This is a genomic window from Melaminivora jejuensis (genome assembly GCF_017811175.1).
In the GTDB taxonomy this organism is placed as follows: Bacteria; Pseudomonadota; Gammaproteobacteria; order Burkholderiales; family Burkholderiaceae_C; genus Melaminivora; species Melaminivora jejuensis.
Genome location: NZ_JACWIJ010000002.1, coordinates 3,237,403 through 3,260,567, shown reverse-complemented (window position 1 = coordinate 3,260,567; position 23,165 = coordinate 3,237,403). Strand labels below are relative to the sequence as shown.

General features: G+C 69.1%; 23 protein-coding genes and 1 pseudogene. 11 read left to right on the top strand and 13 right to left on the bottom strand.

The features are described 5' to 3' along the window. Positions 1-10 precede the first annotated feature (10 nt). Positions 11-847 carry a 4-hydroxy-tetrahydrodipicolinate reductase gene (gene dapB, locus IDM45_RS15305; protein ID WP_411828439.1) on the bottom strand — a complete coding sequence of 279 codons (837 nt, stop codon included), beginning with the start codon at positions 845-847 and terminating at the stop codon, positions 11-13. A gap of 67 nt (positions 848-914) precedes the next feature. Beyond that, on the bottom strand, positions 915-1,460 hold the full coding sequence (locus tag IDM45_RS15300; RefSeq protein WP_209423608.1) for an outer membrane protein assembly factor BamE: 546 nt from the start codon (positions 1,458-1,460) through the stop codon (positions 915-917). A gap of 88 nt (positions 1,461-1,548) precedes the next feature. On the opposite strand from IDM45_RS15300, the gene fur reads away from it, so the two are divergent. Then, a complete protein-coding gene (fur, locus tag IDM45_RS15295) occupies positions 1,549-1,977 on the top strand; it encodes a ferric iron uptake transcriptional regulator (protein WP_209423607.1) in 429 nt (142 codons plus the stop codon). Positions 1,978-2,014: 37 nt separating this feature from the next. Here fur and hprK read toward each other — a convergent pair whose 3' ends face one another. The 3 genes from hprK to hpf all read right to left on the bottom strand — a co-directional run bounded on the left by hprK (position 2,015) and on the right by hpf (position 3,982). Then, positions 2,015-2,971: an HPr(Ser) kinase/phosphatase gene (gene hprK, locus IDM45_RS15290; protein ID WP_209423606.1), complete on the bottom strand. Its 957-nt coding sequence runs from the start codon at positions 2,969-2,971 to the stop codon at positions 2,015-2,017. A 40-nt stretch (positions 2,972-3,011) separates the two neighbouring features. After that, on the bottom strand, positions 3,012-3,494 hold the full coding sequence (locus IDM45_RS15285; protein ID WP_209423605.1) for a PTS sugar transporter subunit IIA: 483 nt from the start codon (positions 3,492-3,494) through the stop codon (positions 3,012-3,014). A gap of 137 nt (positions 3,495-3,631) precedes the next feature. Next, positions 3,632-3,982, bottom strand: coding sequence for a ribosome hibernation-promoting factor, HPF/YfiA family (gene hpf, locus IDM45_RS15280; RefSeq protein ID WP_209423604.1), 351 nt, complete (start codon positions 3,980-3,982; stop codon positions 3,632-3,634). 335 nt (positions 3,983-4,317) lie between these two features. On the opposite strand from hpf, the gene IDM45_RS15275 reads away from it, so the two are divergent. Further along, the gene (locus IDM45_RS15275) at positions 4,318-5,238 is read left to right on the top strand and encodes a phosphoribosylaminoimidazolesuccinocarboxamide synthase (RefSeq protein WP_209423603.1); all 921 of its coding nucleotides are present in this window, start codon (positions 4,318-4,320) and stop codon (positions 5,236-5,238) included. A gap of 30 nt (positions 5,239-5,268) precedes the next feature. Here the strand turns inward: IDM45_RS15275 and trxA are convergent, their stop codons facing one another. Beyond that, the gene (gene trxA / locus IDM45_RS15270) at positions 5,269-6,177 is read right to left on the bottom strand and encodes a thioredoxin (RefSeq protein ID WP_209424166.1); all 909 of its coding nucleotides are present in this window, start codon (positions 6,175-6,177) and stop codon (positions 5,269-5,271) included. Positions 6,178-6,337: 160 nt separating this feature from the next. Here trxA and purE point away from each other — a divergent pair, with 160 nt between their 5' ends. The 4 genes and pseudogenes from purE (at position 6,338) to IDM45_RS15250 (ending at position 10,070) form a co-directional block, all read left to right on the top strand. Continuing rightward, complete coding sequence (gene purE, locus IDM45_RS15265; protein ID WP_209423602.1) at positions 6,338-6,835, top strand: 5-(carboxyamino)imidazole ribonucleotide mutase; 498 nt, start codon at positions 6,338-6,340, stop codon at positions 6,833-6,835. After that, positions 6,832-8,006: pseudogene (locus IDM45_RS15260) on the top strand (5-(carboxyamino)imidazole ribonucleotide synthase). The gene purE and the pseudogene IDM45_RS15260 overlap by 4 nt, the downstream one beginning before the upstream one ends. A 20-nt stretch (positions 8,007-8,026) precedes the next feature. Then, positions 8,027-9,061: an L-threonylcarbamoyladenylate synthase gene (locus IDM45_RS15255; protein WP_209423601.1), complete on the top strand. Its 1,035-nt coding sequence runs from the start codon at positions 8,027-8,029 to the stop codon at positions 9,059-9,061. Positions 9,062-9,116: 55 nt separating this feature from the next. After that, positions 9,117-10,070, top strand: coding sequence for an SGNH/GDSL hydrolase family protein (locus IDM45_RS15250; RefSeq protein WP_209423600.1), 954 nt, complete (start codon positions 9,117-9,119; stop codon positions 10,068-10,070). Positions 10,071-10,122: 52 nt separating this feature from the next. Here the strand turns inward: IDM45_RS15250 and IDM45_RS15245 are convergent, their stop codons facing one another. The 3 genes from IDM45_RS15245 to dacB form a co-directional block, all read right to left on the bottom strand. Further along, entirely contained in the window at positions 10,123-10,800 is a 678-nt protein-coding gene (locus IDM45_RS15245; RefSeq protein ID WP_209423599.1) for an OmpW/AlkL family protein, read from the bottom strand. Positions 10,801-10,839: 39 nt separating this feature from the next. Further along, positions 10,840-11,982 carry an SGNH/GDSL hydrolase family protein gene (locus IDM45_RS15240; RefSeq protein ID WP_209423598.1) on the bottom strand — a complete coding sequence of 381 codons (1,143 nt, stop codon included), beginning with the start codon at positions 11,980-11,982 and terminating at the stop codon, positions 10,840-10,842. 124 nt (positions 11,983-12,106) lie between these two features. Continuing rightward, the gene (gene dacB / locus IDM45_RS15235) at positions 12,107-13,588 is read right to left on the bottom strand and encodes a D-alanyl-D-alanine carboxypeptidase/D-alanyl-D-alanine endopeptidase (RefSeq protein WP_209424165.1); all 1,482 of its coding nucleotides are present in this window, start codon (positions 13,586-13,588) and stop codon (positions 12,107-12,109) included. Between the two features lie 164 nt (positions 13,589-13,752). On the opposite strand from dacB, the gene tsaB reads away from it, so the two are divergent. From tsaB to corA, 4 genes are read left to right on the top strand one after another with little or no spacing between them, the layout of a single operon-like run. After that, positions 13,753-14,481 (top strand): tRNA (adenosine(37)-N6)-threonylcarbamoyltransferase complex dimerization subunit type 1 TsaB, encoded by a 729-nt coding sequence (gene tsaB, locus IDM45_RS15230; RefSeq protein ID WP_209423597.1) that lies wholly within the window; start codon positions 13,753-13,755, stop codon positions 14,479-14,481. Beyond that, positions 14,478-14,972: a ribosomal protein S18-alanine N-acetyltransferase gene (rimI, locus tag IDM45_RS15225; protein ID WP_209423596.1), complete on the top strand. Its 495-nt coding sequence runs from the start codon at positions 14,478-14,480 to the stop codon at positions 14,970-14,972. Before tsaB ends, rimI begins: the two co-directional genes overlap by 4 nt. After that, complete coding sequence (locus IDM45_RS15220) at positions 14,969-15,787, top strand: uracil-DNA glycosylase family protein (RefSeq protein WP_209423595.1); 819 nt, start codon at positions 14,969-14,971, stop codon at positions 15,785-15,787. Before rimI ends, IDM45_RS15220 begins: the two co-directional genes overlap by 4 nt. Positions 15,788-15,791: 4 nt before the next feature. Further along, entirely contained in the window at positions 15,792-16,778 is a 987-nt protein-coding gene (corA, locus tag IDM45_RS15215) for a magnesium/cobalt transporter CorA (protein WP_209423594.1), read from the top strand. An 84-nt stretch (positions 16,779-16,862) separates the two neighbouring features. On the opposite strand, the gene IDM45_RS15210 is transcribed toward corA, so the two are convergent. From IDM45_RS15210 to argC, 4 genes are all read right to left on the bottom strand, one after another. Next, positions 16,863-18,539 (bottom strand): hypothetical protein, encoded by a 1,677-nt coding sequence (locus tag IDM45_RS15210; protein WP_209423593.1) that lies wholly within the window; start codon positions 18,537-18,539, stop codon positions 16,863-16,865. Between the two features lie 147 nt (positions 18,540-18,686). After that, complete coding sequence (gene ssb, locus IDM45_RS15205; protein WP_209423592.1) at positions 18,687-19,244, bottom strand: single-stranded DNA-binding protein; 558 nt, start codon at positions 19,242-19,244, stop codon at positions 18,687-18,689. An 80-nt stretch (positions 19,245-19,324) separates the two neighbouring features. After that, positions 19,325-20,626 carry an MFS transporter gene (locus tag IDM45_RS15200; protein WP_209423591.1) on the bottom strand — a complete coding sequence of 434 codons (1,302 nt, stop codon included), beginning with the start codon at positions 20,624-20,626 and terminating at the stop codon, positions 19,325-19,327. Between the two features lie 210 nt (positions 20,627-20,836). Next, on the bottom strand, positions 20,837-21,781 hold the full coding sequence (gene argC / locus IDM45_RS15195) for an N-acetyl-gamma-glutamyl-phosphate reductase (protein ID WP_209423590.1): 945 nt from the start codon (positions 21,779-21,781) through the stop codon (positions 20,837-20,839). A gap of 212 nt (positions 21,782-21,993) precedes the next feature. Between argC and sucC the strand changes: the two genes are divergently transcribed. Continuing rightward, the gene (gene sucC / locus IDM45_RS15190) at positions 21,994-23,154 is read left to right on the top strand and encodes an ADP-forming succinate--CoA ligase subunit beta (RefSeq protein ID WP_209423589.1); all 1,161 of its coding nucleotides are present in this window, start codon (positions 21,994-21,996) and stop codon (positions 23,152-23,154) included. The last annotated feature ends 11 nt before the right edge of the window (positions 23,155-23,165 follow it).

The window sequence follows — 23,165 nt, the reverse complement described above, 5'->3', positions numbered from 1 at the left end:
GTCCGGCCCGTCAGTCCTGCAGTCCAAGCACGTCGAACATGTCGTACATGCCCGAGCGCTGGCCGGCCAGGAAGCGCACGGCGCGCAGGCTGCCCTGGGCGTAGCCGGCGCGGCTGCTGGACTTGTGCGTGATCTCCAGGCGCTCGCCGGTGCCGGCGAACAGCACCGTGTGGTCGCCCACGATGTCGCCGCCGCGCACGGTGGCAAAGCCGATGCTGCCGCTCTTGCGCTCGCCGGTATGGCCGTAGCGCTCATAGACGGCCCGGTCGGCCAGGCGCGTGCCCTGGGCCTGGGCGATGACCTCGCCCATCTTCAGCGCCGTACCCGAGGGCGCATCCACCTTGTGCTTGTGGTGCGCTTCGATGACCTCGATGTCGTAGCTGTCGTCGAGAGCGCGCGCGGCCTGCTGCAGCAGCTTGAGCGTGACGTTGACACCCACGCTCATGTTGGGTGCCAGCACCAGGGCGATGGTTTCAGCGGCCTGCTGCAGCTGGCGCTTTTGCTCCTCGGAAAAGCCGGTGGTGCCGATGACCATCTGCACGCCCAGTTCGGTACACACTGCCGCGTGCGCCAGCGTACCTTCGGGGCGGGTGAAATCGATCAGCACATCGGCATCGGCCAGGCCGGCGCGCAGGTCGGCGGTGATGGCCACGCCAGTGTTTTGTCCCAGGAAGGCAGCAGCGTCCTGGCCCATGGCCGGGCTGCCGGCCACATCCAGCGCGCCGGCCAGCTGCAGGTCGCCGCTGGCCAGGATGGCCTCGATCAACATGCGGCCCATGCGCCCGCTGGCGCCGGCTACGGCTACGCGGCGGGGGTGGAGAAAGAGGAGGAGGCAGCAGTCATGGATTCAGGCAAGGCAAGAACGGTGCAGGGGCTGGCCACGGGCCGGCGGCGGGCAGCACGCGGGCGCGGCGTCAGCGGCGCGGAGTTTCGAGCGGCGGGTAATGCGTGGCCGGCGCAGCGGCGGGCGGCTGGGCATCCAGCGGCGCTGCCGGGGCTGGCCTGGCCGGGAAGCGTGCGAGCTGCGCCTCGGTGGCTTCGAGCTGCGGCACCTTGGGCTGGCCGACCTTGGACGACAGCGAGGCGACGAACTCGGCTTCGCTGGGCATCTCGTCGCCCTCGGTGCGCTCCAGCACGTTGTCCTTGAAGAACACCGTCAGGCGGCGCGACTGCGCCTCCAGGCCCGGGCGCTTGAGGGAGAAGACGTATTCCCAGCGGTCGGCGTGGAACACGCTGGCCATCAGCGGCGTGCCCAGGATGTCGCGCACCTGCTGGCGGCCCATGCCGGGCTGCAGCGCGGCGACCTGCTCGCGGGAGATGAAGTTGCCCTGCACCACTTCGACCTTGTAGGGGGTGACGGCGCTGACCATGCGGTGCGCCGTGTCCGCACAGCCGGCTGCAGTGGCGGCAAGCAGGAGGACGGCAGCGCAGCGGGTGAGCCAATGGGCGGCAACAAGCATGGCAAAAGGCTGAAAGACTATGATCCGAATCATTGTAGCGGCAGGATTTTCAGGGCCTTGCGCGCAGCTTGTCAGGAGCTTTTGCCTTATGAATCAGAACATCGAAGAACTCAAAAGCACCGGTCTGAAAGCCACTTTGCCGCGCCTGAAGATCCTGGAGATCTTCCAAAGCGGCGCGCAGCGCCACATGACCGCCGAGGATGTGTTTCGCGTGCTGCTCGATGAGCGCTCGGACATCGGCCTGGCCACGGTCTATCGGGTGCTGACGCAGTTCGAGCAGGCCGGCATCCTGATCCGCAGCAATTTCGAGGGCGGCAAGGCCATCTACGAACTCAACGAGGGCCAGCACCACGACCACTTCATCTGCACCGGCTGCGGTCGGGTGGAGGAGTTCTACGACCCCGAGATCGAAAAGCGCCAGAACCTGATCGCCCAGGGCAAGGGCTGGGTGGTGCATGACCACGCCATGGCGCTGTACGGGCACTGCGCCAAGTGCGTGGCCAAGGACGCGGCCTGACGCGCCGGGGGATTGAACTCCAGGAAGCGACGTGGCGTCAGTCGCTGCCGCCGCGCTCCATGGCCCGGCGGTGGCGCTCCAGGAATTCCTGATAGGTATCGATGCCGCGCAGCTGCAGGATGGTGTTGCGCACCGCCGCCTCGACCAGCACGGCGATGTTGCGCCCGGCCACGACCTGGATGATGACCTTGAGCACCGGCACACCCAACACATCCTGCGTCAGCGGCGCCGCCGGCAGGCGTTCGTAGTCGCGCTCCAGCGTCTCCTTGCGCACCAGATGCACGATGAGCTTGAGGCGCATACGCCGGCGCACCGCCGACTCGCCAAAGATGGTGCGGATGTCCAGCAGGCCGATGCCGCGCACTTCCAGCAGGTTCTGCAGCAGGTCGGGGCACTTGCCTTCGATGGTGGTCTGGTTAATGCGGTACAGATCGACCGCGTCGTCGGCCACCAGTCCGTTGCCGCGCGAGATCAGCTCCAGGCCCAGCTCGCTCTTGCCCAAGCCGGATTCGCCCGTGATCAGCACCCCCAGGCCCAGGATGTCCATGAACACGCCATGCATGGTGGTGCGCTCGGCGAAGTGCTTGGACAGGAAGGTGCGCAGCACGTCGATCACGAAGGCGGCGGATTCCTGCGTGGCAAACAACGGGATCTGCGCGCGCTCGCACATCGACAGCAATTCCTGCGGCGCCTCCTGGCCATCGGCCAGCACCAGCACTGGCGGCTCCAGCGTGACGATGCGCGCGATGCGCCGCTGGCAATCCTCGTGCGAGCCGTTGCACAGGTAGGCGATTTCGCGCTCGCCCATGATCTGCGCGCGGTACGGATGGATGTAGTTCAGGTAGCCGACCAGATCGGCGCTGGAGCGCGCGGCGCGCACCGCCACTTCGGTGAAGCGGCGCTCAGGGGCACCCTTGCCAGCGATCCAGCGCCACTGCAGCAGGGCGCGGAACTCCTCGAACAGGACATCCGCGCTGACGACGCTGGGTCTCACGGCGCAGCAGGCGATGGAGCGGTGGACATGGCGCGCAGCCTCACACCGAGGCCGGCACCTGCGGCTGGGAAGATTGCCAGCTGGCGATCATGTGGTGCAGTGAGGCGGCATCCTGCGGGGTCTTCATGCGCTCGCGCAGGCTGCTGTCGCTGAGCAGCTCGGCAATCTCGGACAGGATTTCCAGGTGCTTTTGCGTCGCCGCCTCGGGCACCAGCAGAAAGATCAGCAGCGAGACGGGCTGCTCGTCCGGTGCATCGAAACCGATGGGCTGGGCCAGCTGAAAGACTGCCGCCATGGGTGCCTTCAGGCCCTTGATGCGGCCATGCGGGATGGCCACGCCATGCCCCAGGCCGGTCGAACCCAGGCGTTCGCGCGCGAACAGGCTGTCGGTGATCAAGGCCCGCGACAGGCCGTGCTGGCTCTCGAACAGCAGCCCGGCCTCTTCGAAAGCACGTTTCTTGCTGGTGGCGTCAACGCTCACGAGCACGTGCGCGGCAGGCAGTATGGAAGCGAGTCGGTTCATGGTGAGTGAGCGAGGATTATGCACCCCCCTGGCGAAAACCCTTGGAGTGTATCCAGCAGCAACAAAAAACCGCCCCGAAGGGCGGTCGGGCGCAGCGTACAGGCCACAGATGCTGGCGCTGGCTGACAGAAGTTGACTCAGGCTGCGGCGCCAGCTGCCTGCAGGGTGGCGCGGCGCACGCCGGCCTGGTGATCCTGCACCTTGTCCTTGTAGCGCACCACCATGCGGTCGAGCCTGTCCATCAGCTCGTCGATGGCCGCGTACAGGTCAGCATTCATGCTCTCCACGAACAAGTCGCTGCCCTTGACGCGCAGCGTGCATTCGGCACGCTGGCGCCGGTCTTTCTCCTTCTGGTTTTCCACCGTCAGCAGCACCTTGACATCGACCACCTGATCGAAGTGGCGCAAGATGCGCTCCAGCTTGGTGGTCACGTAGCTGCGCAATGCCGGGGTGACTTCGAGGTGATGACCGCTGATCGTCAAGTTCATGAATAAGCCTCCTGCGACTCACACTGGGGGAATGCCGCGCCCGGTTGCAAAAGGGCTGCAAGGGCTGGCGGCGGGGATGAAGGGAACGCATCCAAAACCCTGGAAACTGCCGCCCACTATGCGCGCGCCACCGGGCAAAGGCAATGCGTTTCCCGGGCCGCACCTCCGGGAAATGGCCGGCAGGTGCCAGCGCCGGCAAAAGGCCGCACAATCATCGGCTTGGCCCTGGCCCGCGCCCCGGGCCAGGGCGCCGGCAACGCCTAGAATCGCGCGCCGCAGCGCCAGTCCCGGCCCTGCACGGCCTCGCCGCCCGCTCTCCCTTCCGATTGCCCGCCATGACCCAGCCCCGCGCCGCCGCCCTGCACACTTCTTCCCTGAAATCGCTGCCACTGCTGGCGCGCGGCAAGGTGCGCGATAACTACGCCGTTGGTGAAGATCGCATCCTGATGCTGGCCAGCGACCGCCTGTCGGCCTTCGACGTGATCATGGGCGAGCCCATCCCCGGCAAGGGCCAGCTGCTCACGCAGATGGCGCTGTTCTGGTTCGAGCGGCTGGGCCACATCGCGCCCAACCACCTGACGGGCGAAGCCCCCGAGAGCGTGGTCGCCCCCGAGGATCTGCCCCAGGTGCAGGGCCGCTCCATGCTGGTGCGCCGCCTGCGGCCCATCCCCGTGGAGGCCGTGGTGCGCGGCTACCTGGCCGGCAGCGGCTGGAAGGAATACCAGGAGTCGCGCTCGGTGTGCGGCGTGCCGCTGCCCGCTGGCCTGACCAACGCCGCGCGCCTGCCCCACCCGATCTACACGCCCGCTGCCAAGGCCGCCGTGGGCGAGCACGACGAGAACATTACCTTCGAGCGCACGGTGGAGATGATCGGTCTGGAGCTGGCCACACGCATCCGCGACGTCTCCATCGAGCTGTACCAGGCGGCAGCAGCGATTGCGCTGCAAAAGGGCATGATCATTGCCGACACCAAGTTCGAGTTCGGCCTGGACGAGGCGGGTGAGCTGGTGCTGATGGACGAGGTGCTGACGCCCGACAGTTCGCGCTACTGGCCCGTCGAGGGCTACGAGGCCGCCCTGGCCGCCGGCGAGAACCCGCCCAGCTACGACAAGCAGTTCGTGCGCGACTGGCTGGAGCAGGCCCGCGTCAGTGGCCGTCCCTGGGACAAGACCGCCCCGGCGCCGCGCCTGCCGCAGGAGGTGGTCGAGCGCACCGCCGCCAAGTACCGCGAGGCGCTGCAGCGCCTCACGACCTGAATCGGATCTGAACCTGAGCCGCTGCCGGCCTCAGCTCAGCACTACGCTGGACAGGCGGCGGCGGTAGCTGGCCACCGTCGGGTCTTCGGGCGGGATCTGGCCGTCGGCCACCTTGGGCTTGGGCGGCTCGATGATGTCCAGGATGGCCACATAGGCCTTGCGCGCCGCGCCCTCGCTCCAGCCCTTGTCGCGCATCAGGATCTCCAGCAGCTCGTCGAGCGCATCCGTCCAGCGCTGCTGCACCATCAGCCAGCGCGCGCGGGCAAAGCGCGTGTCGAAGTCGCGCCGGTTGGCGGTAATTTTTGCATCGAATTCGGCCTCAACGCCCGCCGGATAAGCGGCGACAGCTACTGAATCAATAGCATCGAGCCAGACCTTGAGCGCGCCCAGGCGCTGCACGGCGGCAGCCTTGGCGATGACCGGGGCAAAGGCCACCTTGGCATCGTCCTCGCGCCCGAGCTGCAGCAGCAGGCGCACATAGTCAAAGCGCGCTTCGTCGTTGGCCGGGTCGGTGGCCACGGCGTGCTGCAGGCGCTCCAGCGCGGCGTCGGTATCGCCCTCGGCCAGCGCCTGCTGGGCGGCTTCCTCCTGCTCCTGGCCGGCGAGCTCCTCCGCGCTGGGCAGGTGCTTGTCCAGGAAGGCGCGGATCTGGCCGGCGCTTTGCGCGCCAGCAAAGCCATCGACCGGCTGGCCATTGATCATCAGGTAGCAGGTCGGGATGCTGCGGATGCCGAACATGGCGGCAATTTGCTGCTGCTCGTCCGAGTTGATCTTGGCCAGCTTGAAGCGCCCGGCGTACTCGACCTCCAGCTGCTCCAGCACCGGGCCGAGCGTCTTGCACGGGCCGCACCAGGGCGCCCAGAAATCGACCAGCACCGGCACCTGCGCGGAGGCGGCGATGACTTCGGTTTCAAAATTCTCTACGGTGATGTCCATCATGTTCATGTCCCTGTATGCAATGTGAGCGAGCGCGGGGCAGCCGGGTAGCGGGCAGGCGCCACCGCAGCGCTGTCGGTGCGGATTGTCTGGCAAAGCACGCGCCCGCCTAAAATCCTGCCGTTTCAGCCAGGTGTGCGCTGCCGGCGCATTCCCACCCATCATGCAATCCATCCAGATCGGCGTGGTCATGGGCTCTTCCAGCGATTGGGAGACCATGCAGCACGCAGTGGCCATCCTCCAGCAATTCGGCATCCCCCACGAGGCGCGCGTGGTCTCGGCGCACCGGATGCCCGACGACATGTTCGCCTACGCCGAGGCTGCCCTCGGGCGCGGCCTCAAGGCCATCATCGCCGGCGCTGGCGGCGCAGCCCACCTGCCGGGCATGATCGCCGCCAAGACCGTTGTGCCGGTGCTGGGCGTGCCGGTGGCCAGCCGCCATCTGCAGGGCGTGGACTCGCTGCATTCCATCGTGCAAATGCCCAGGGGCGTGCCGGTGGCCACTTTTGCCATCGGCGCGGCCGGCGCGGCCAACGCCGCCCTGTTTGCCGTGGCGCTGCTGGCCGGCGCGGACGCCGCGCTGCAGGGGCGCCTGCAAGCCTTCCGCGCCGAGCAGACCGCCGCCGCCCGCGCCATGCAGCTGCCCCCGGTGGCGCCATGAGCGCTGGCGCAGCACCCATCCTGCCCGGCGCCACGCTGGGCGTGCTCGGGGCGGGCAGCTCGGGCGCATGTTCGTCCATGCGGCGCAGGCCCTGGGCTACGCCACGGCAGTGCTGGATGCCGACGCGCACAGCCCCGCCGGCCTGGTCAGCCACCAGTACCTGCGCGCCGCCTATGACGACGCGCAGGCCCTGGCCACGCTGGCGCAGACCTGCGCAGCGGTGACCACCGAGTTCGAGAACGTGCCCGCTGCCGCGCTGCAGCAACTGGCGCAGCATCTGCCGGTGGCGCCCGCCGCCGGGGCCGTGGCCATCGCCCAGGATCGCGCGGCGGAAAAAGCCCACTTCGTGCGCTGCGGCGTGCCGGTGGCGCCGCACGCGTTGATCGACAGCGAACAAAGCCTGGCCGCCGTGGACGCGCTGGCGCTGCTGCCCGGCATCCTGAAGACCGCCCGCCTGGGCTACGACGGCAAGGGCCAGCTGCGCGTGCGCACGCCTGCCGAGCTGGCCACAGCCTGGCAGCAACTGGACTGCGTGCCCTGCGTGTTGGAAAAAATGCTGCCGCTGGCGCAGGAGTGCTCGGTCATCGTCGCACGGGGCCGCGACGGCGCGCTGGTGCATCTGCCGGTGCAGCGCAACCTGCACCGGGACGGCATCCTGGCCGTGACCGAAGTTTTTGAAGGAAATGTGCCGCAAAGCCTTGCCAGTCAAGCGCTGATAGCTGCGAAATCCATAGCAAATGGCCTGCACTACGTGGGCGTACTGTGCGTGGAATTCTTTGTGCTGCAGGACGGCAGCCTGGTCGTCAACGAGATGGCGCCGCGCCCGCACAACAGCGGCCACTGGAGCGTCAACGGCGCCGACGTGTCGCAGTTCGAGCTGCAGGTGCGCTGCATGGCCGGCCTGCCGCTGACGCAGCCGCGCCAACACAGCCCGGCCACCATGCTCAACCTGCTGGGCGATCTGTGGTTTGCGCACGGCGGCGCCGCAGCGCGCACGCCGCCCTGGGCGCAGGTGCTGCAGCTGCCCGGCTGCCACCTGCACCTGTACGGCAAGAAGGACGCCAAGCCCGGGCGCAAGATGGGCCATCTGAACATCACCGGCGCCACGCCCGAGGCGGTGCGCGCCACGGCGCTGCAGGCAGCGGCGCTGCTGGGCATCGCGCCGTTCTGATGCCCGCCAGAACCCCCGCCATGCTGCTCGACGCCACACAGACCACCGCCCTCCAGGCCGCCGCCCAGGCACTGGCACGGGGCGAGTTGCTGGGCCTGCCGACCGAGACCGTCTATGGCCTGGCCGCCAACGCCGACGACGCAGCCGCCGTGGCACGCATCTTCGCCACCAAGGGCCGGCCTGCCGACCATCCGCTGATCGTGCATGTGGCGGCCAGCCCGCTGGCCCCCTCCGGTGCCTGTGCCAACATCAACCCCGGCGTGCTGCACTACGCCCGCGAAGTGCCGCTGTTTGCCCAGCAGCTCATGGACGCCTTCTGGCCTGGCCCGCTGACGCTGATCCTGCCGCGCCGGCCCGAGCGCGCCGCCGCCGCTGCCGGCGGGCAGGACAGCATTGGCCTGCGCTGCCCGGCGCACCCGGCGGCCCAGGCCGTGCTGGCCGAATGCCTGCGCCTGGAGCCGCCCATCCACGGCCTGGCCGCGCCCAGCGCCAACCGCTTTGGCCGCGTCAGCCCGACCACGGCGGCACATGTGCAGGACGAATTCGGTGCGCAGCTGCTGGTGCTCGACGGCGGCGCCTGCCCAGTGGGCATCGAATCGACCATCGTGGACTGCACGCGCGGCGTGCCGGTGCTGCTGCGCCCGGGCGCCATCACGCGCGCCGACATCGAGCGTGCCTGCGGCCAGCGTCCACTATCAAAAGAAGAGCTGCCAGCGCTTGCCCCACGGGCCTCTGGCACGCTTTTGGCTCACTATGCCCCAACAGCGCAGGTGCGCCTGATGGAAGCGCGCCAACTGCAGGCCGCCCTGGACGTGCTGGGTGCCGATGCGCGCCAGCTGGCGGTCTATGCGCGCACGCCGCTGCGCTCGGCCTCGCGCCAGGTGCTGCTGCGTGCCATGCCCCAGGACGCGGCCGCTGCGGCGCGCGAGCTGTTTGCCGCGCTGCGCGACTTCGACGACGCCGGTGTGCGCCTGATCTGGGTCGAGGCTCCGCCCGACAGCCCCGAATGGGAGGGCGTGCGCGACCGGCTAGCGCGCGCCGCTGCCGCCGGCTGACGCCGCTGGCAGCGTCCCTCGTTAAACTTTGCCGACTTTTCTTGCGGAGAACCCCATGGCAGCAAATTGGATGCGCCGAACCCTTGTCGCCGTGGCCTGTGCCTCGGCAGCGCTGCTGGCCGCCTGCGGCTCCAGCTCCACCGAATCGGCCTTGACACCCGAGCGCCTGATCACCTTCGGCGACGCCCTGACCGACGTGGGCCAGCAAGGCTCGCGCTACACCATCAACGACGGCAGCGTGAACACCTGGCCGCTGCAGGTGGCCGCGCACTACGGCAAGCCCCTGCAGCCGGCAGCCGCCGGTGGCCTGGGCTTTGCCCAGGGCAATGCCCGCGTGCTGGCCACGCCGGACGCTGCCGGCAGGCCGGGCACGCCCACGGTGGCGCAGCAGATCGACCGCTTCCTGGCCGGCCAGCGCTTTGCCGCCAGTGACCTGGTGCTGCTGAGCGCCGGGACTGCCGACCTGATCGCCGGCATGGCCGCCGTGCGCGCCGGCGCCCAGACGCCGGAGCAGTACGTGGCCGGCGCGCGCCGGGCTGGCGAAGACCTGGCCGCGCAGGTGCGCCGCCTGGTCGGCGCCGGCGCCGAGCACGTGCTGATGACAGGCACTTACAACCTAGGCCGCACGCCCTGGGCCAAAGCGCTGGGCCAGCAGGATCTGATCAGCCGCGCCAGCGATGCCTTCAACCAGGGCCTGCTGGTGAACATCGAAGACCTGGGCAAGAGCGTGCTGTACGTGGACATTGCCTACTACGTCAACATCTTCGAGGGCTCGCCCGGCTCCTATGGCTTCAACGACGGCAAGACGCCGGCCTGCACCTCGGTCGATCCCGGCCCGGGCATCGGCATTGGCGCCGGCGAGGTCAACTCCGCACTGTGTACCACCGGCACGCTGGTGCCGGGCATCGACCCGGTGCGTTATGTCTTTGCCGACAAGGTCTATCTGACGCCGGCGGCGCAGCGCCAGATCGGCGACCTGACCTACGACCGCCTGCGCGCGCGCTGGTAAGGTTGGCAGCCAGCAAAAAGGCCGGCTCCCGCAAGGGGCCGGCCTTTTTGCGTCAGAAACGCCAGCCGATGCCAATCGCCAGCACGTCCGGGTTCAGCCGCATGGCGATGCGCTGGCCGCTGGACAGGTGCGCCGTGGTCTTGAGCAGGCTCTTGTAATAGGCCACGTCCAGGAACATGCGCTCGCTGAAGTTCCACACCACGCCGACTTGCGGCGTCAGGCCGAATTTATTGTCCAGGCGCGCCGTGGTCGGGTAGGCCGGCGAGCCGCCGGTCACCGCCGTCAGGGCCGCCGTGCTGCGGTTCTTGAAGAACTTGCTGTAGGTCACGCCCAGGCCGACATAGGGCCGAAACGTGGCCTGGGGCGCGCCGAAGCGGTACTGCGCCAGCAGCGTGGCCGGCACGACCTTGGTCTGGCCCAGCTTGCCAACGCCGTCGATGGCGCCGTCGCCGTAGAACGAATGCTTGAAGGGCAGGCCCAGCGGCATGTCCAGCGCCACATGGTCGGTCAGCATGTAGGTGATGCCGCCGGTGAGCGCACTGGCCGCGCCGACATCGACGCGGGTGTGCGGGAAGCTGGGCGCGCTCAGGTCGCCGCTGCGGGTCTGGGGGGTGATGCGGGTGGCGCCGGCGCGCACGCTCCAGGAGCCGGCCACCTGGGCCTGGGCGGCGACGCAGGCGGCCAGCAGCAGGGCCAGCGCGCAGCCGGCCCGCAAGGGTTGCAAGGTCATGAGAGAGAAAGGAGTGGGAGCTTCGGGAGAAAGAGCAGCTCAAAGCCAGCCGGCCTGGGACAGCGAGCGCGAGACCAGCTGCCCGATCAGCTGGTGCGAGTACGGCGTGGGGTGGAAGGAGTCGGAAAACGCATAGCGCTCCCACCAGCCGGCGCCGCTGGTACCCGCTGGCGGGTTGGCCGACAGCGCGGCGCCGGTGCAGGTGGCGAAGTTGTAGGCCGGCAGGCCGTTGCCATCGACGCCCGTGACCGGGCAAGCCGGGGTGGTGACGTTGGTGTAGGCGTACTGCGCCGGGTGCTCATACTGATCCTTGAAGGAGCCGTAGAAGTCCACCACGGCCACGCGGCTGTCACCCGCAAACTGCTCGGCCAGGCGGGTGTTGAAGGCGCGGATCCAGCCGTCGAACAGGGCTTCGGCCTGGGCGGCAGCGACCGGGCCGGCGGATTGGGCCACCGAGGCCAGCACCATGCGGAACTTGGGCGTCAACGTGATGCCGGGCATGTTCAGCACGGCCACGCGGGGCGCGCCCTTGTCCAGCGCCTGGGCCTTGATGGCGCCGGCAAAGCGCGTCGCCAGCGCCTGCATATAGACGGCCCCGGCCTGTGCCATGCCGGCCTGGCCGCCGGCCAGCAGCTGCTGCACTGTGGCGGCGTCGAGCACGCTGGCCAGCACGGCCTGGTAAGCGGCGCCACCATCGCGGGGTGCGGCCAGGTAGGGGCTGATGATGTCGGCAGCGTCGTTGCCGCCGCCCACCACCAGCAGCAGATCGCCCGGGCCGTAGCCGGCGGCGCCCGCGTCGGCCAGCTGGCGCAGGATGGACTGCGGCGCGTTGGCCTCCTTCATGTAGTTGATGGCGCCACGAGCCACGGCGTAGTTGGTGCAGGCTGGGCGCACGGCCACGCTGGCGCCGGTCAGGTCGTAGTGCGGGCACAGCGTCTGGCCATAGCTGGCGGCCACGCGCTCGGGCCAGATGGCACTGGAGCCGGCGCCGCTGGCTGCCGTGCCCTGCACGGTGAACTTCAGGCCATAGGCGCCGCTGTCAGCCAGGCTGTCGCCCACCACCTTGACCGAGGTCACCTGCGCGGCAGGCGTGATGTCGGAGCCGCCACCGCCGCAGGCGGCCAGCAGGGCGGAGACGGCAATGGCGGCAGCAGCGGCTGCCCGGCGCACAGGGAAGTTCATGGGGGGCTCCTGTCGAAAAGCATTAAAAAGCACGGTCGTTCGATTATTCATCTTACAGCCGGCCTGACAGGGCCATGTGCGGGTAACTACCAGGGCGCCGGGATTTTTCGTGTCCTGCCAAGGCTCATTTGTGCGTGCGCGGCATCGGCTTGTCGTGGCGCGCCCACTCCACCAGCGCATCCAGCGCCGGGCGCGCTGCCGGGGCGTTGGCGTGGTTGACGATGGCCACCAGCACATGGCGCTGGCCACTGGCGCCCAGCACGTAGCCGGCCACCGCCGTGACATCGCGCAGCGTGCCGGTCTTGAGGTGCGCGGCCCCGCTGGCCTGGCTGGGGCGGCGGCGCAGCGTGCCATCGACGCCGGCAATCGGCAGCGAGGCCATCAGCTCGGGCATGACCGGCGAGGCCCAGGCGCGTTGCAACATGCGCGCCAGGGCGTGGGCACTCAGGCGGGCGTCGCGGCTCAGGCCGGCGCCGTTGTCCACCACCAGCGTGCCGGGCAGGCCGGTGTAATCCTGCCACCACTGGGTGATCAGGGCGCGCGCCTGCGCCAGGCTGCCCTGGCCGCTGCGCTGCAGCGCCAGCGTCAGAAACAGTTGCTGCGTCATGACGTTGTTGCTGTATTTGTTGATGTCGCGCACCACCTCGGCCAGCGCCGGCGACTGCACGCTGAAGGCCGGTACCAGGCCCGGCGGCACCGTACCGTCGCGCACCTGCCCGGTCAGCTTGCCGCCCAGCTCGCGCCACATGCCCTCGACGGCGCGCGCGGCAAAGCCCTGCGGGTCGGCCGGTGCGATCGACCATTGGCGCTCGCCGCAGCTGGCTGCATAGCTGCCCATCAGGGCGATGCGTCCGGCGCTGGCCAGATCGGCGCGCAGTGCCGTGCGCCAGTCGCCGCAAGGCGTGCCATCGGGCGCCAGCGGGACGCTGGCCGGTACCTCCAGCTGCGCCAGCGGCGGCTCGTGGCTGATGTGCGCCACGCCGGCGGCGGCATCGGGCACGAAGGCCAGGGTCATGGCCTTGTAGTTCAGCAGCAGCGCATCGGGCGCGACGTTGTAGGGCCGCCAAGGCTCACCGTCGAACTGCGCAGCATCGTGCGGCGCCAGCGCAAAGGCGCTGCGGTCGAGCACGATGTCGCCGACGATCACGCCGATGCCCTGGGCGCGCAGGCGGCGCATGAGCAGCCACAAGCGCTCGGAGACCAGCTTGGGATCGCCCTGGCCCTTGATATAGACGTTGCCGCGCAGCCGGCCTGCCTCGGGCCGGGCATCCAGATAGACCGGCGTCTCCCACACGAAGGCCGGGCCGAGCAGCTCCAGCGCGGCCTGGGTGGTCACCAGCTTCATGACCGAGGCCGGATTGAGCAGCGCATCGGGCTGCAGCGCCAGGCGCGGCGGCTCGCGGCCCTCGACATCGACCACCACGGCAGCCAGCGCCTCGCGCGGCACCTGGGCGCGCGCCAAGGCAGTCGCCACGGCGGGCGGCAAGGCGACGGCGGCTGCGGAAGCTGTCGGCGCAGCTGGAGTGGGCGCCGGCCCGGCAGCCAGCACTGGCAGGCCCAGGCCAGCGATCAGGACAGGCAAGACGCCTCGGGCCAGCCGGTGCATCCAGCGGCAGCCAGACAGGATGCGGGCCGGACGAGGATTGGGCAAGGCGGTAGGTGAGCGGATGGAGGCAGCGGCGGGTGGGGCGGCAGCAGCAGGCGCGGGGCCAGGCAGGACGGGCGGGACGGGCATGGCGCAAAGTCTAGGGCAGGGATAATCCGCGCACCATGAACCTGCTCGCCTTCGACACCAGTACCGACACGCTCTCCATCGCCGTGCAGCATGGCGCGCAGGTGCTGGAGCACATCGGCCCGGGCGGCGCGCAGGCCTCCATCACGCTGATCCCGGCCATCCGCGCGCTGCTGCTGCAGGCTGGCCTGGGCGTGGACGACCTGCGGGCCGTGGTCTTCGGACGCGGCCCGGGTTCGTTCACCGGGCTGCGCACGGCGTGCTCGGTAGCCCAGGGCCTGGCCTTCGGCGCGCGCGCCGGCCAAGGCATCGATGTGCTGCCGGTCGATACCCTGCTGGCCGTGGCCGAGCAGGCACGCCGCCAGCACGGTTGCACCCGGGTGCTGGCGGCGCTCGATGCACGCATGGACGAGGTCTATTGGGCGCCCTTCGAGTGGCAGGGCGCGGGCGATGGCGCTGCAGACGAAGGCCACTGGAGCGGCCCGACGGACTTCCAGTTGACCGCCCCCGAGGCCGTGCTCGTGCCAGCAGGCTGGACGCTGGCCGGCAATGCCCGCACGGCCTACGGTGAGCGGATCAGCGCAGCCGCACACGCTCCGGCCTTGCCCACGGCAGCAGCGCTGCTGGCCCTGGCGCCCGCCCTGCTGGCACGCGGCGCGACCGTCGCCCCCGAAGATGCCCTGCCGCACTACGTGCGCGACAAGGTGGCCCAGACCAGCGCCGAGCGCGAGGCCGCCCGCCAGGCCGCTGCCGCAGCCCAGCCATGAACACCCGGCCCGCCGCCACCTCCGGCGCCGCTCCGCAGGCCGATCAGGCGCGCTTCGAGAGGCTCACCGCCGAGCGCCTGGAGGCGCTGATGGCGGTCGAGCAAAGCGCCTACTCCCACCCCTGGACGCGCGGCAATTTCATGGATGCCATGGCGGCAGGCCACCAGTGCCTGCTGCTGCTGGGGGGGCTCGATGAGTTGCTGGGCTATTTCGTCGCCATGCGCGGCGTCGATGAAGTCCATCTGCTGAACATCACCGTCGCGCCCAAGTACCAGCACCAGGGCTGGGCGTGGCTGCTGCTCGATGCGCTCGACCTGTGGGCGCGCGCGCAGTCGGCACACTGCATCTGGCTGGAAGTGCGCGTCAGCAACACGCGCGCCAGGGCCATCTACGAGCAGCACGGCTACCGCCTGGTCGGCCAGCGCAAGGGCTACTACCCGGCTGCCGACGGCCAGCGCGAGGATGCCTTCGTCATGAGCCTGGCCCTATGACGCTGCATCTGAGTGCCCGCCAGCGCGCCATGCTGCAGGAGATGGGCATTGCCCTGCCCGTGCTGCCGGCGTCCGCCGCACCCGCCGCACCCGCTGCGCCGGCTGCACCGGCTGCCCCCGGCGCCGGACTGCCCGCCCCTGCACCCACCCCTGCCCCCGCACCAGCCGCAGCGCCCGCCGGGGTCAGGCCACGTCCAGCCCCAGCCCCGGCCCGGCCACCGGCAGTCCCTGGCCCGGCAGCCGCTGCAGCGCCGCGCCCAGCCGGCAGCAGGGCAGCATTGCCGGCCATGCTGGCCCTGCCGATCCAGCCCTACGTCACCCCAGCAGATGCCAAGGCCGAACCAGCGACCGGCGGCTGGCTGGTGCTGCTGGAATGCACCCAGCCCGGCGACCCGCTGGCCGGCAACGCCGGCGTGCTGCTGGACAACATGCTGCGCGCCATGGGCCTGCACCACCGGCCCGACACCAGCATCGCTGCGGTGCTGCGTCCGCCGGCGCGCCCCGACGCCAACCCCGGCCCGGCGGCGGGACAGGCCAGCCTGGAGCAGACGCTGGCCCGGCTGCAGCCGTCCATGGTGCTGCTGCTCGGCCTGGGCGCGGCGCGCGCCGTGCTGGGCAGCCAGGGCCAGACCCTGGCCCAGCTGCGCGCCGGCAGCCACCGGCTGGCCGATGGCACGCCGGCAGTCGTCAGCCACGACCCGGCCTATCTGCTGCGCGCCCCGCAGGCCAAGGCGGCCACCTGGCTCGACCTGAGCCGCGCCCTGGCCCTGGCGCGCGGCGCCACCCCGCACAACTCGAATACACAGGGAAGCTAAAGCCATGCTCAACATCTTTTCGCTGGCCAATGGCCGGCTGGTTCAGGAAGAGATCGAATCGCTGGAGGAGCTGGCGCGCTTTCAGCCCATCTGGGTCGATCTGCAGTCGCCCACGGCGCAGGAAAAGCGCTGGATCAAGCAGCACTACGGCCTGTCCATCCCCGAGGACGTAATGGACGAGGACATCGAGGAGTCGGCGCGCTTCTATGAAGAAGACAACGGCGAACTGCACCTCAGGAGCGACTTCCTGGTCGACGATGACGAGGAGCCGCGCAGCGTGCGCGTGGCCTTCATCGTGAACCAGCACAACACCGAACTGAAAAGCTGCGGCGTGCTGTTTTCCATCCACGACGAGGACATCCCGGTGTTTCGCCTGCTGCGCATGAGGGCGCGCCGGGCGCCCGGCCTGATCGACGACGCCAAGGATGTGCTGCTGGCGCTGTTCGACACCGACGTGGAATATTCCGCCGACACGCTGGAGGGCATCTACGACGACCTCAAGGAGGTCAGCGTGCGCGTGCTGGACGGCAACGTGAGCGATGACTACGCGCAAAGCGTGCTGGCCGACATCGCCTGGCAGGAAGACCTCAATGGCCGCATCCGGCGCAACATGCTGGACACGCGCCGCGCCGTGAGCTTCATGATGCGCAGCAAAATGCTGGGCGCCGAGCAATTCGAGGACGCGCGCCAGATCCTGCGCGACATCGAATCGCTGGACAGCCACACGCAGTTCCTGTTCGACAAGATCAACTTCCTGATGGATGCGCTGGTGGGCTTCCTGAACATCAACCAGAACAAGATCATCAAAATCTTCTCGGTGGCAAGCGTGGCGCTGCTGCCGCCGACGCTGATCGCCAGCGTCTATGGCATGAACTTCACCTTCATGCCCGAGGTGGAGTGGAAGTACGGCTATCCCTATGCCATCGCGCTCATGGTCGCCAGCGCCCTTGGGCCGATGCTGTACTTCCGCAAGCGCGGCTGGCTGAAATAGCAGCAGGACGGCAGCGCAAACAAAAACGCGCCGCCCCTGCCAGTTGCAGGATGCGGCGCGTCTGCCCGGCGCGCTGCGGGCGCCTCAGCGCCGGTCGCCCACGAACACCGTATGCGCGCGCTTGCCCGAGACCTGCAGGCCCGCCGTCAGGATGCGCAGGCCGATGACCCGGCCCTCGGGGTCGAAGATGGCCGCCGCCGAGCCCGACTGCGATGGGCCGGTGGACAGCTCGCAGCCGATGGTGTTGGACGGCACCAGGCTGCTCTCGATGTAGCCGAAGGCTTCGACGCGGTACAGGTTCAGGCCGCTGCCCACACCGCCGAGCAACATGCCGACGATCTCGCAGCCGTTGGTGGTGGTGCCGGTGATGGAGCCGTCCGCTGCCACCATGATGTCCGTCGTGTGCCCGCCAAAGCCCGTGCCCGGCATCCGGTAGCTGCCCACGATCAGGTTGATGTTGGGCTCGCGGTTGCGCGGCAGCGTGTATTTGGAGTCGGGCTGCATGACCATCCCGGTGGGATAGCCGCCGGGCTGGCCGGCGTAGCTGTAGGTGCCGGTCAGGCGCGTGGCCGCGCCGCTGGCGTCCATGCTCTCCAGCGTGGCATCGACCAGCACGCCGCCCACATAGCCGCCCTGGTAGTCGCCGGTGCCGCCCAGCAGGCGGTCGAAGTACACGCCATCCTGCGCGGTCACGAAGCGGTTGAAGCTCTCGTCCTCGTGGTAGCGGATCAGGCGGCCATACAGCGCGTTGTGGTTGAAGCTGCTGTTGGTATAGAAGAAGAAGCCGCCATCGGGCAGCACCGAGCCCCAGATGCTCTCGTCGCCGGTGACGCCGGCGGGCAGCCTGAGCGTGCCGGCCCAGTTGCCGGCAATCGACAGCGGCGTGGGCGAGGGGATGCTGGGCTGGCGCGGATCGGCCAGGCCATTGAGCACATAGGTGTTGGACGTGCCCGTGGCATTGCGCGTGAACATCCAGATACCGTTGGGCACATTGGCGTCGTCGAAGCGCAGGAAGGCCACGCCCGACTGCTGCGAGCCGGAGTAGGCGCCGCAGGTGATCTCGTCGCCCGACAGGTTCATGGTCACCGAGTACAGCGCCGAATCCGGCGCGCGCGGCGTGGCCGTGCCCTGGACGTTGCAGCCGCCCACGCGCCCGGACAGCACGCCGCGCGGCGAGATGGTGAAGACCCACTGGCCGCCGAACACGCCCGCACCCCGATAGGTGCCGGCCAGCAGGTCGGCGCGCGCCGGGTGGTTGTTGAGGGCGCTGTAGTTCAGCTTGAAGCTGGTCGGGCTGCCGGTGGCCGCCGCCGTGCCGGCCGGGCTGGTGTAGTTGCCGCTCAGAGTAGCCGGGCGCCCGGTCGTGGGGTGCGAGGCCGCTGTGCCGCGCAGACTCAGACCTTCGGCGAACTTGCCATCCTGCACCGAGAAATACGTCACCCCCGTGGCCTGGACGGCAGTAACGTTGGTGCGCAGCAGGCCGTACAGGCTGTCGTAGCCGGCGGAGCCCGCCGCGCCGCGCGCAAAGTAGAACTCGCCGCCCTTGCCATCGACGCCCGGATCGACGAAGCCGACCATGGTGCGCTGCGCCGCGCCGCTGCCGCTGGTGCCCTCCCAGATGCCGCCGGGGTATTGCTGCGTGCCGGCGGGCGGGCCGACGTCGGCATCGCCATCGGAGCCTCCACCGCAGGCGGTCAGCGCCACTGCCAGGCCCAGGCCGATCCAGCGGCTGGCACGAATCATGGGAGCGGGAAAGCGCATGGGTGCAACCTTGTCGTCAGATATATGAACAGACAAAGACGCCGCACTGCAGTGGGTGCGGCGTCGATGGCCAAACGTCGCCGCAATTATGCGTTGCAGCCGGGCGCCGCCGGCGGCTCCAGTGTCAACGATCGACGAACAGCGCCGTCAGAACGGTATCTCTTCGTCCATGTCGTCGAAGCCCGAGGTCGCGCGCGGAGGGGCGGGCATGGGCGCCGGGGCCGGGCGGGCCGCCGGGGCGCGCGCCGCAGCGGGGCTGCGGCGCTGCGCCTCGTAGCCGCCGCCGGCATCGCCGCCGAAGCCGCCATCGTCATAGCCGCCGCCAGCGTACCCGCCGCCGCCGCCACCACCGCCCGGGCCGCCCATGCCCTGGCGGCTGCCCAGCATCTGCATGGTGTCAGCGCGGATTTCGGTCATGTAGCGCTCCTGGCCGCTCTGGTCAGTCCATTTGCGCGTGCGCAGGCTGCCTTCCACATAGACCTGCGAGCCTTTGCGCAGGTATTGCCCGACGATCTCGGCCAGCCGGCCATTGAAGACCACGCTGTGCCACTCGGTGGCTTCCTTGTTCTCGCCCGTGTTCTTGTCGCGCCAGCGGTCGGTGGTGGCGATGCGGACGTTGGCCACCTGGTCCCCGCTGGGGAAAGTGCGCATTTCCGGGTCGCGACCCAGGTTGCCCACGATGATGACTTTGTTGACGGATGCCATGGCAGTTGATTCCTCTTGGGTTGGTGACAGCCCGGATGGCAAGGGAAGGATCCGGGCCAGATAAAAACGGTGGCCGTCGGTCAGACGGCCACCGGAGCGCAGCATAGCGGCCCTGCAGCCCGCGCGCCCGCGCACCGGCTGAAAATGCGGGTGAAATATATGTTTGCAAGCCGCTGCGGGCCTGCCAGCCCCGCCGGATCAGCGGCTGGGCGTGTCCCGCCCACCGGCTGCAGCGGCCAGGTGATGGCCAGCCACAGCGCCGCCAGCACGGCGGTGGCTGCAAACAGGCCCGGCGCGCCGGCCCACTTGGCCAGCGCCCCGCCGATGGCGCCGCCGGCAAACAGGCCCAGCGACTGCAGCGTGTTGTAGGCCCCCAGCGCTGCGCCGCGCAGGTTGTCCGGTGCCATGCGCGAAACCAGGCTGGGCTGCGTCGCCTCCAGCATGTTGAAGCCGCAGAAAAACACGAACAGCAGGCCGCCCAGCAGCCACACCGAGAGCGGCATGCCCGCCGCCGTCAGCAGCGCCAGCGCTGCCTGCACGGCCAGCACCAGGGCGATCGACAGCAGCAGCGCCGCACGCAGGCGGCCCCGGCGCTCCATGGCGAACAGCGCGCCCATGGCCAGCACCGACAGCACCAGCGCCGGCAGATAGACCTGCCAGTGCGCGCTCTTGCCCAGGCCGGCCTGCACCAGCAGGGCCGGCACGGCCACCCACATCGCCATCTGCACCGTGTGCAGCGCGAACACGCCGGCATTCAGGCGCAGCAGGTCGGCATGGCGCCACACGGCGGACAGCGGCGCGCGCGGCGCATCCGGCGCCCGCACCGGCTCGGGCGGCACCACCCACAGCACCAGCGCAATGCCGGCCAGCGCCAGCGCGCAGGTCAGGCCGAACAGGCCGGACAGGCCCACCAGCGCCGTCAGCGGCGGCGCCGCCACCAGGGCAATGGCGAACATCAGGCCGATGCTGATGCCCACCAGCGCCATCGCCTTGGTGCGCACCACCTCACGCGTCTGGTCGGCCAGCAGCGCCGTCACCGCCGCCGACACCGCCCCCGCGCCCTGCAGCGCCCGGCCCAGCAGCAGCTCCAGGACGCTGCCCGCCAACGCCGCCCACAGGCTGCCGGCGGCAAACACCAGCAGGCCGGCAACGATCACGCGCTTGCGGCCCAGCCGATCCGAGGCCAGGCCCACCGGCAGTTGCAGAAAGGCCTGCGTCAGGCCATAGACACCCATGGCCAGGCCGACCAGCGCCGGGTCGTCGCCGCCGGGGTACTTGCGCGCCTCCAGCATGAACACCGGCAGCACCAGGAACAGGCCCAACATGCGCAGCGCAAAGATCAGCGCCAGGCCAATGCTGGCGCGGCGCTCCTGCGGTGTCATGGCGGTGGTGGGACGGGGTGGTGGGCTGGCTGGCACGGATCGGGAATGGAGAACAAGATATTGGTCAAATCGGCCTCAAACCGGCCACAGGCAAGCGCTGACAGCTATCATTTATGTAGCAATTGTGCATTGTGCGTGGTTGTACGCAAAGCGCTCATCGCCCAACGCACAACCATCCGCAGAGGCACCACCAGGATCATGGATGCCCCCTCACAGCCCCAGCATCAGGCGCAGGTTCTGCACCGCCGCGCCGCTGGCGCCCTTGCCCAGGTTGTCCAGGCGCGCCACCAGCACGGCATGGCGGTGCTCCTCGTTGGCGAACACGCGCAGCTCCAATTGGTTGGTGTCGTTGAGTGCGGTGGCGCCCAGCTTGCCGTCCTCGGTGGGCGCCAGCACACGCACCCACTGCTCGGGCGTGTTGCTGCCCGCGTAGTGCGCGGCCAGCGCATCGTGCAGATCGGCCGCGCGCGGCTGGCCCGGCAGCAAGTCCAGGTGCAGCGGCAGCTGCACCAACATGCCCTGGCGGAAGTTGCCCACCGACGGGGTGAAGATGGGCCGGCGCGTCAGGCCGGTGTATTGCAGGATCTCGGGCAGGTGCTTGTGCGACAGGCCCAGCGCATACAGCTCGAAAGGCTCGGCGCTGCCGGCCTCGTAGGCCTCGATCATGGCGCGCCCGCCGCCCGAGTAGCCGCTGACCGAGGGCAGCGCCAGCGCATGGTCGGGCGGGATCAGGCCGGCATCGACCAGCGGGCGCAGCAGCGCGATGGCACCCGTCGAATAGCAGCCTGGGTTGGCCACGCGCGTGGCCTCGCGCACCGCCTGCGCCTGGCCGGCGCACAGCTCCGGGAAGCCAAACACCCAGCCAGCCGCCGTGCGGTGCGCCGTCGAGGCATCGATCACGCGGATGTCGCGCCCCGTCTCGGCGGACACCGCATCGACCAGCGCCACGCTCTCGCGCGCCGCATCGTCATGCAGGCACAGCACCACCAGATCGACGCCGGCCAGCAGCTCGCGCTTGGCAGCGGCGTCCTTGCGCCGCTCGGGGGCGATGCTGACCAGCTCCACCTGCGGCATGGCTTGCAGGCGCTCGCGGATCTGCAGGCCGGTCGTGCCCGCCTCGCCATCGATGAAAACCTTGAAGACCGGTGTGGACATGGAGCACTCCTTTGTTGCGGCCCTGCGGCGGGCCGTCAAGTCCCAGTAAGTTTGCGCAAGACAATGGTGCGATGCAGCATGATACAGTTGCCGGCTGCCTGTCCCGACTGCCCTGAGCCTGCGGTTCGACTGCCCTTGATGGTTGTTGTCTTCTCATGCCGCGTGTCGCGCACGGGTCGTAAACCCACCTTCCTCCTGAGAGAGACCTCCTCATGAAGATTCACGAATACCAAGGCAAGGAAATCTTGCGCAGCTTCGGCGTGCCCGTCCCTCGCGGCATCCCGGCCTTCACGGTGCAAGAAGCCGTGGAAGCGGCCCAGAAACTCGGCGGGCCCGTGTGGGTCGTCAAGGCCCAGATCCACGCCGGTGGTCGTGGCAAGGGCGGCGGCGTCAAGGTCGCCAAGACCATCGAGGACGTCAAGGCGCGCGCCAGCGACATCCTGGGGATGCAACTGGTCACGCACCAGACCGGCCCCGAAGGCCAGAAGGTGCGCCGCCTGTACATCGAGGACGGCGCCGACATCCAAAAGGAATACTACCTGTCCGTGGTGACCGACCGCGCCACGCAGAAAGTCGCCTTCATCGCATCGAGCGAAGGCGGCATGGACATCGAGGAAGTGGCCCACGCCACGCCCGAGAAGATCATCACCGTGTTCGTCGATCCCCTGCAGGGCCTGACGCAAAGCCAAGGCGAAGAACTGGCCCGTGGCGTCGGGATGCCCGATGACTCCAAGGCCCAGTTCATCGACGTGTGCCAAAAGCTCTACAAGTGCTACATGGACACCGACGCCTCGCTGGTCGAGATCAACCCCCTGAACCGCGACAGCAAGGGCAACATCATCGCCCTGGACGCCAAGTTCAACTTCGACTCCAACGCGCTGTTCCGCCACCCCGAGATCGTCGCCCTGCGCGACCTCGACGAGGAAGACCCGGCGGAAGTCGAGGCCAGCAAGTTCGACCTGGCCTACATCAGCCTGGACGGCAACATCGGCTGCCTGGTCAACGGCGCGGGCCTGGCCATGGCCACCATGGACACCATCAAGCTGTTCGGCGGCGAGCCGGCCAACTTCCTGGACGTGGGCGGCGGCGCCACCCCCGAGAAGGTCACCGAAGCCTTCAAGATCATGCTCAAGAACCCCAAGGTGAAGGGCATCCTGGTCAACATCTTCGGCGGCATCATGAAGTGCGACACCATCGCCACCGGCGTCATCACCGCCTGCAAGGCCGTGAACCTGCAAGTGCCGCTGGTCGTGCGCATGAAGGGCACCAACGAAGAGCTGGGCAAGAAGATGCTGGCCGAATCGGGCCTGCCCATCATCAGCGCCGACACCATGGCCGAGGCCGCCACCGAGATCGTCAAAGCCGTCGCTTAAGCCCTGGAGAG

What these genes read in the sequence shown, in the direction of transcription:
- IDM45_RS15300 (WP_209423608.1), bottom strand. Translation starts at nt 1,460, where the DNA reads ATGCTTGTTGCCGCCCATTGGCTCACCCGCTGCGCTGCCGTCCTCCTG.
- fur (WP_209423607.1), top strand. Translation starts at nt 1,549, where the DNA reads ATGAATCAGAACATCGAAGAACTCAAAAGCACCGGTCTGAAAGCCACT.
- IDM45_RS15285 (WP_209423605.1), bottom strand. Translation starts at nt 3,494, where the DNA reads ATGAACCGACTCGCTTCCATACTGCCTGCCGCGCACGTGCTCGTGAGC.
- hpf (WP_209423604.1), bottom strand. Translation starts at nt 3,982, where the DNA reads ATGAACTTGACGATCAGCGGTCATCACCTCGAAGTCACCCCGGCATTG.
- IDM45_RS15275 (WP_209423603.1), top strand. Translation starts at nt 4,318, where the DNA reads ATGACCCAGCCCCGCGCCGCCGCCCTGCACACTTCTTCCCTGAAATCG.
- trxA (WP_209424166.1), bottom strand. Translation starts at nt 6,177, where the DNA reads ATGATGGACATCACCGTAGAGAATTTTGAAACCGAAGTCATCGCCGCC.
- purE (WP_209423602.1), top strand. Translation starts at nt 6,338, where the DNA reads ATGCAATCCATCCAGATCGGCGTGGTCATGGGCTCTTCCAGCGATTGG.
- IDM45_RS15255 (WP_209423601.1), top strand. Translation starts at nt 8,027, where the DNA reads ATGCTGCTCGACGCCACACAGACCACCGCCCTCCAGGCCGCCGCCCAG.
- IDM45_RS15250 (WP_209423600.1), top strand. Translation starts at nt 9,117, where the DNA reads ATGGCAGCAAATTGGATGCGCCGAACCCTTGTCGCCGTGGCCTGTGCC.
- IDM45_RS15245 (WP_209423599.1), bottom strand. Translation starts at nt 10,800, where the DNA reads ATGACCTTGCAACCCTTGCGGGCCGGCTGCGCGCTGGCCCTGCTGCTG.
- IDM45_RS15240 (WP_209423598.1), bottom strand. Translation starts at nt 11,982, where the DNA reads ATGAACTTCCCTGTGCGCCGGGCAGCCGCTGCTGCCGCCATTGCCGTC.
- dacB (WP_209424165.1), bottom strand. Translation starts at nt 13,588, where the DNA reads ATGCACCGGCTGGCCCGAGGCGTCTTGCCTGTCCTGATCGCTGGCCTG.
- tsaB (WP_209423597.1), top strand. Translation starts at nt 13,753, where the DNA reads ATGAACCTGCTCGCCTTCGACACCAGTACCGACACGCTCTCCATCGCC.
- rimI (WP_209423596.1), top strand. Translation starts at nt 14,478, where the DNA reads ATGAACACCCGGCCCGCCGCCACCTCCGGCGCCGCTCCGCAGGCCGAT.
- IDM45_RS15220 (WP_209423595.1), top strand. Translation starts at nt 14,969, where the DNA reads ATGACGCTGCATCTGAGTGCCCGCCAGCGCGCCATGCTGCAGGAGATG.
- corA (WP_209423594.1), top strand. Translation starts at nt 15,792, where the DNA reads ATGCTCAACATCTTTTCGCTGGCCAATGGCCGGCTGGTTCAGGAAGAG.
- IDM45_RS15210 (WP_209423593.1), bottom strand. Translation starts at nt 18,539, where the DNA reads ATGCGCTTTCCCGCTCCCATGATTCGTGCCAGCCGCTGGATCGGCCTG.
- ssb (WP_209423592.1), bottom strand. Translation starts at nt 19,244, where the DNA reads ATGGCATCCGTCAACAAAGTCATCATCGTGGGCAACCTGGGTCGCGAC.
- IDM45_RS15200 (WP_209423591.1), bottom strand. Translation starts at nt 20,626, where the DNA reads ATGACACCGCAGGAGCGCCGCGCCAGCATTGGCCTGGCGCTGATCTTT.
- argC (WP_209423590.1), bottom strand. Translation starts at nt 21,781, where the DNA reads ATGTCCACACCGGTCTTCAAGGTTTTCATCGATGGCGAGGCGGGCACG.
- sucC (WP_209423589.1), top strand. Translation starts at nt 21,994, where the DNA reads ATGAAGATTCACGAATACCAAGGCAAGGAAATCTTGCGCAGCTTCGGC.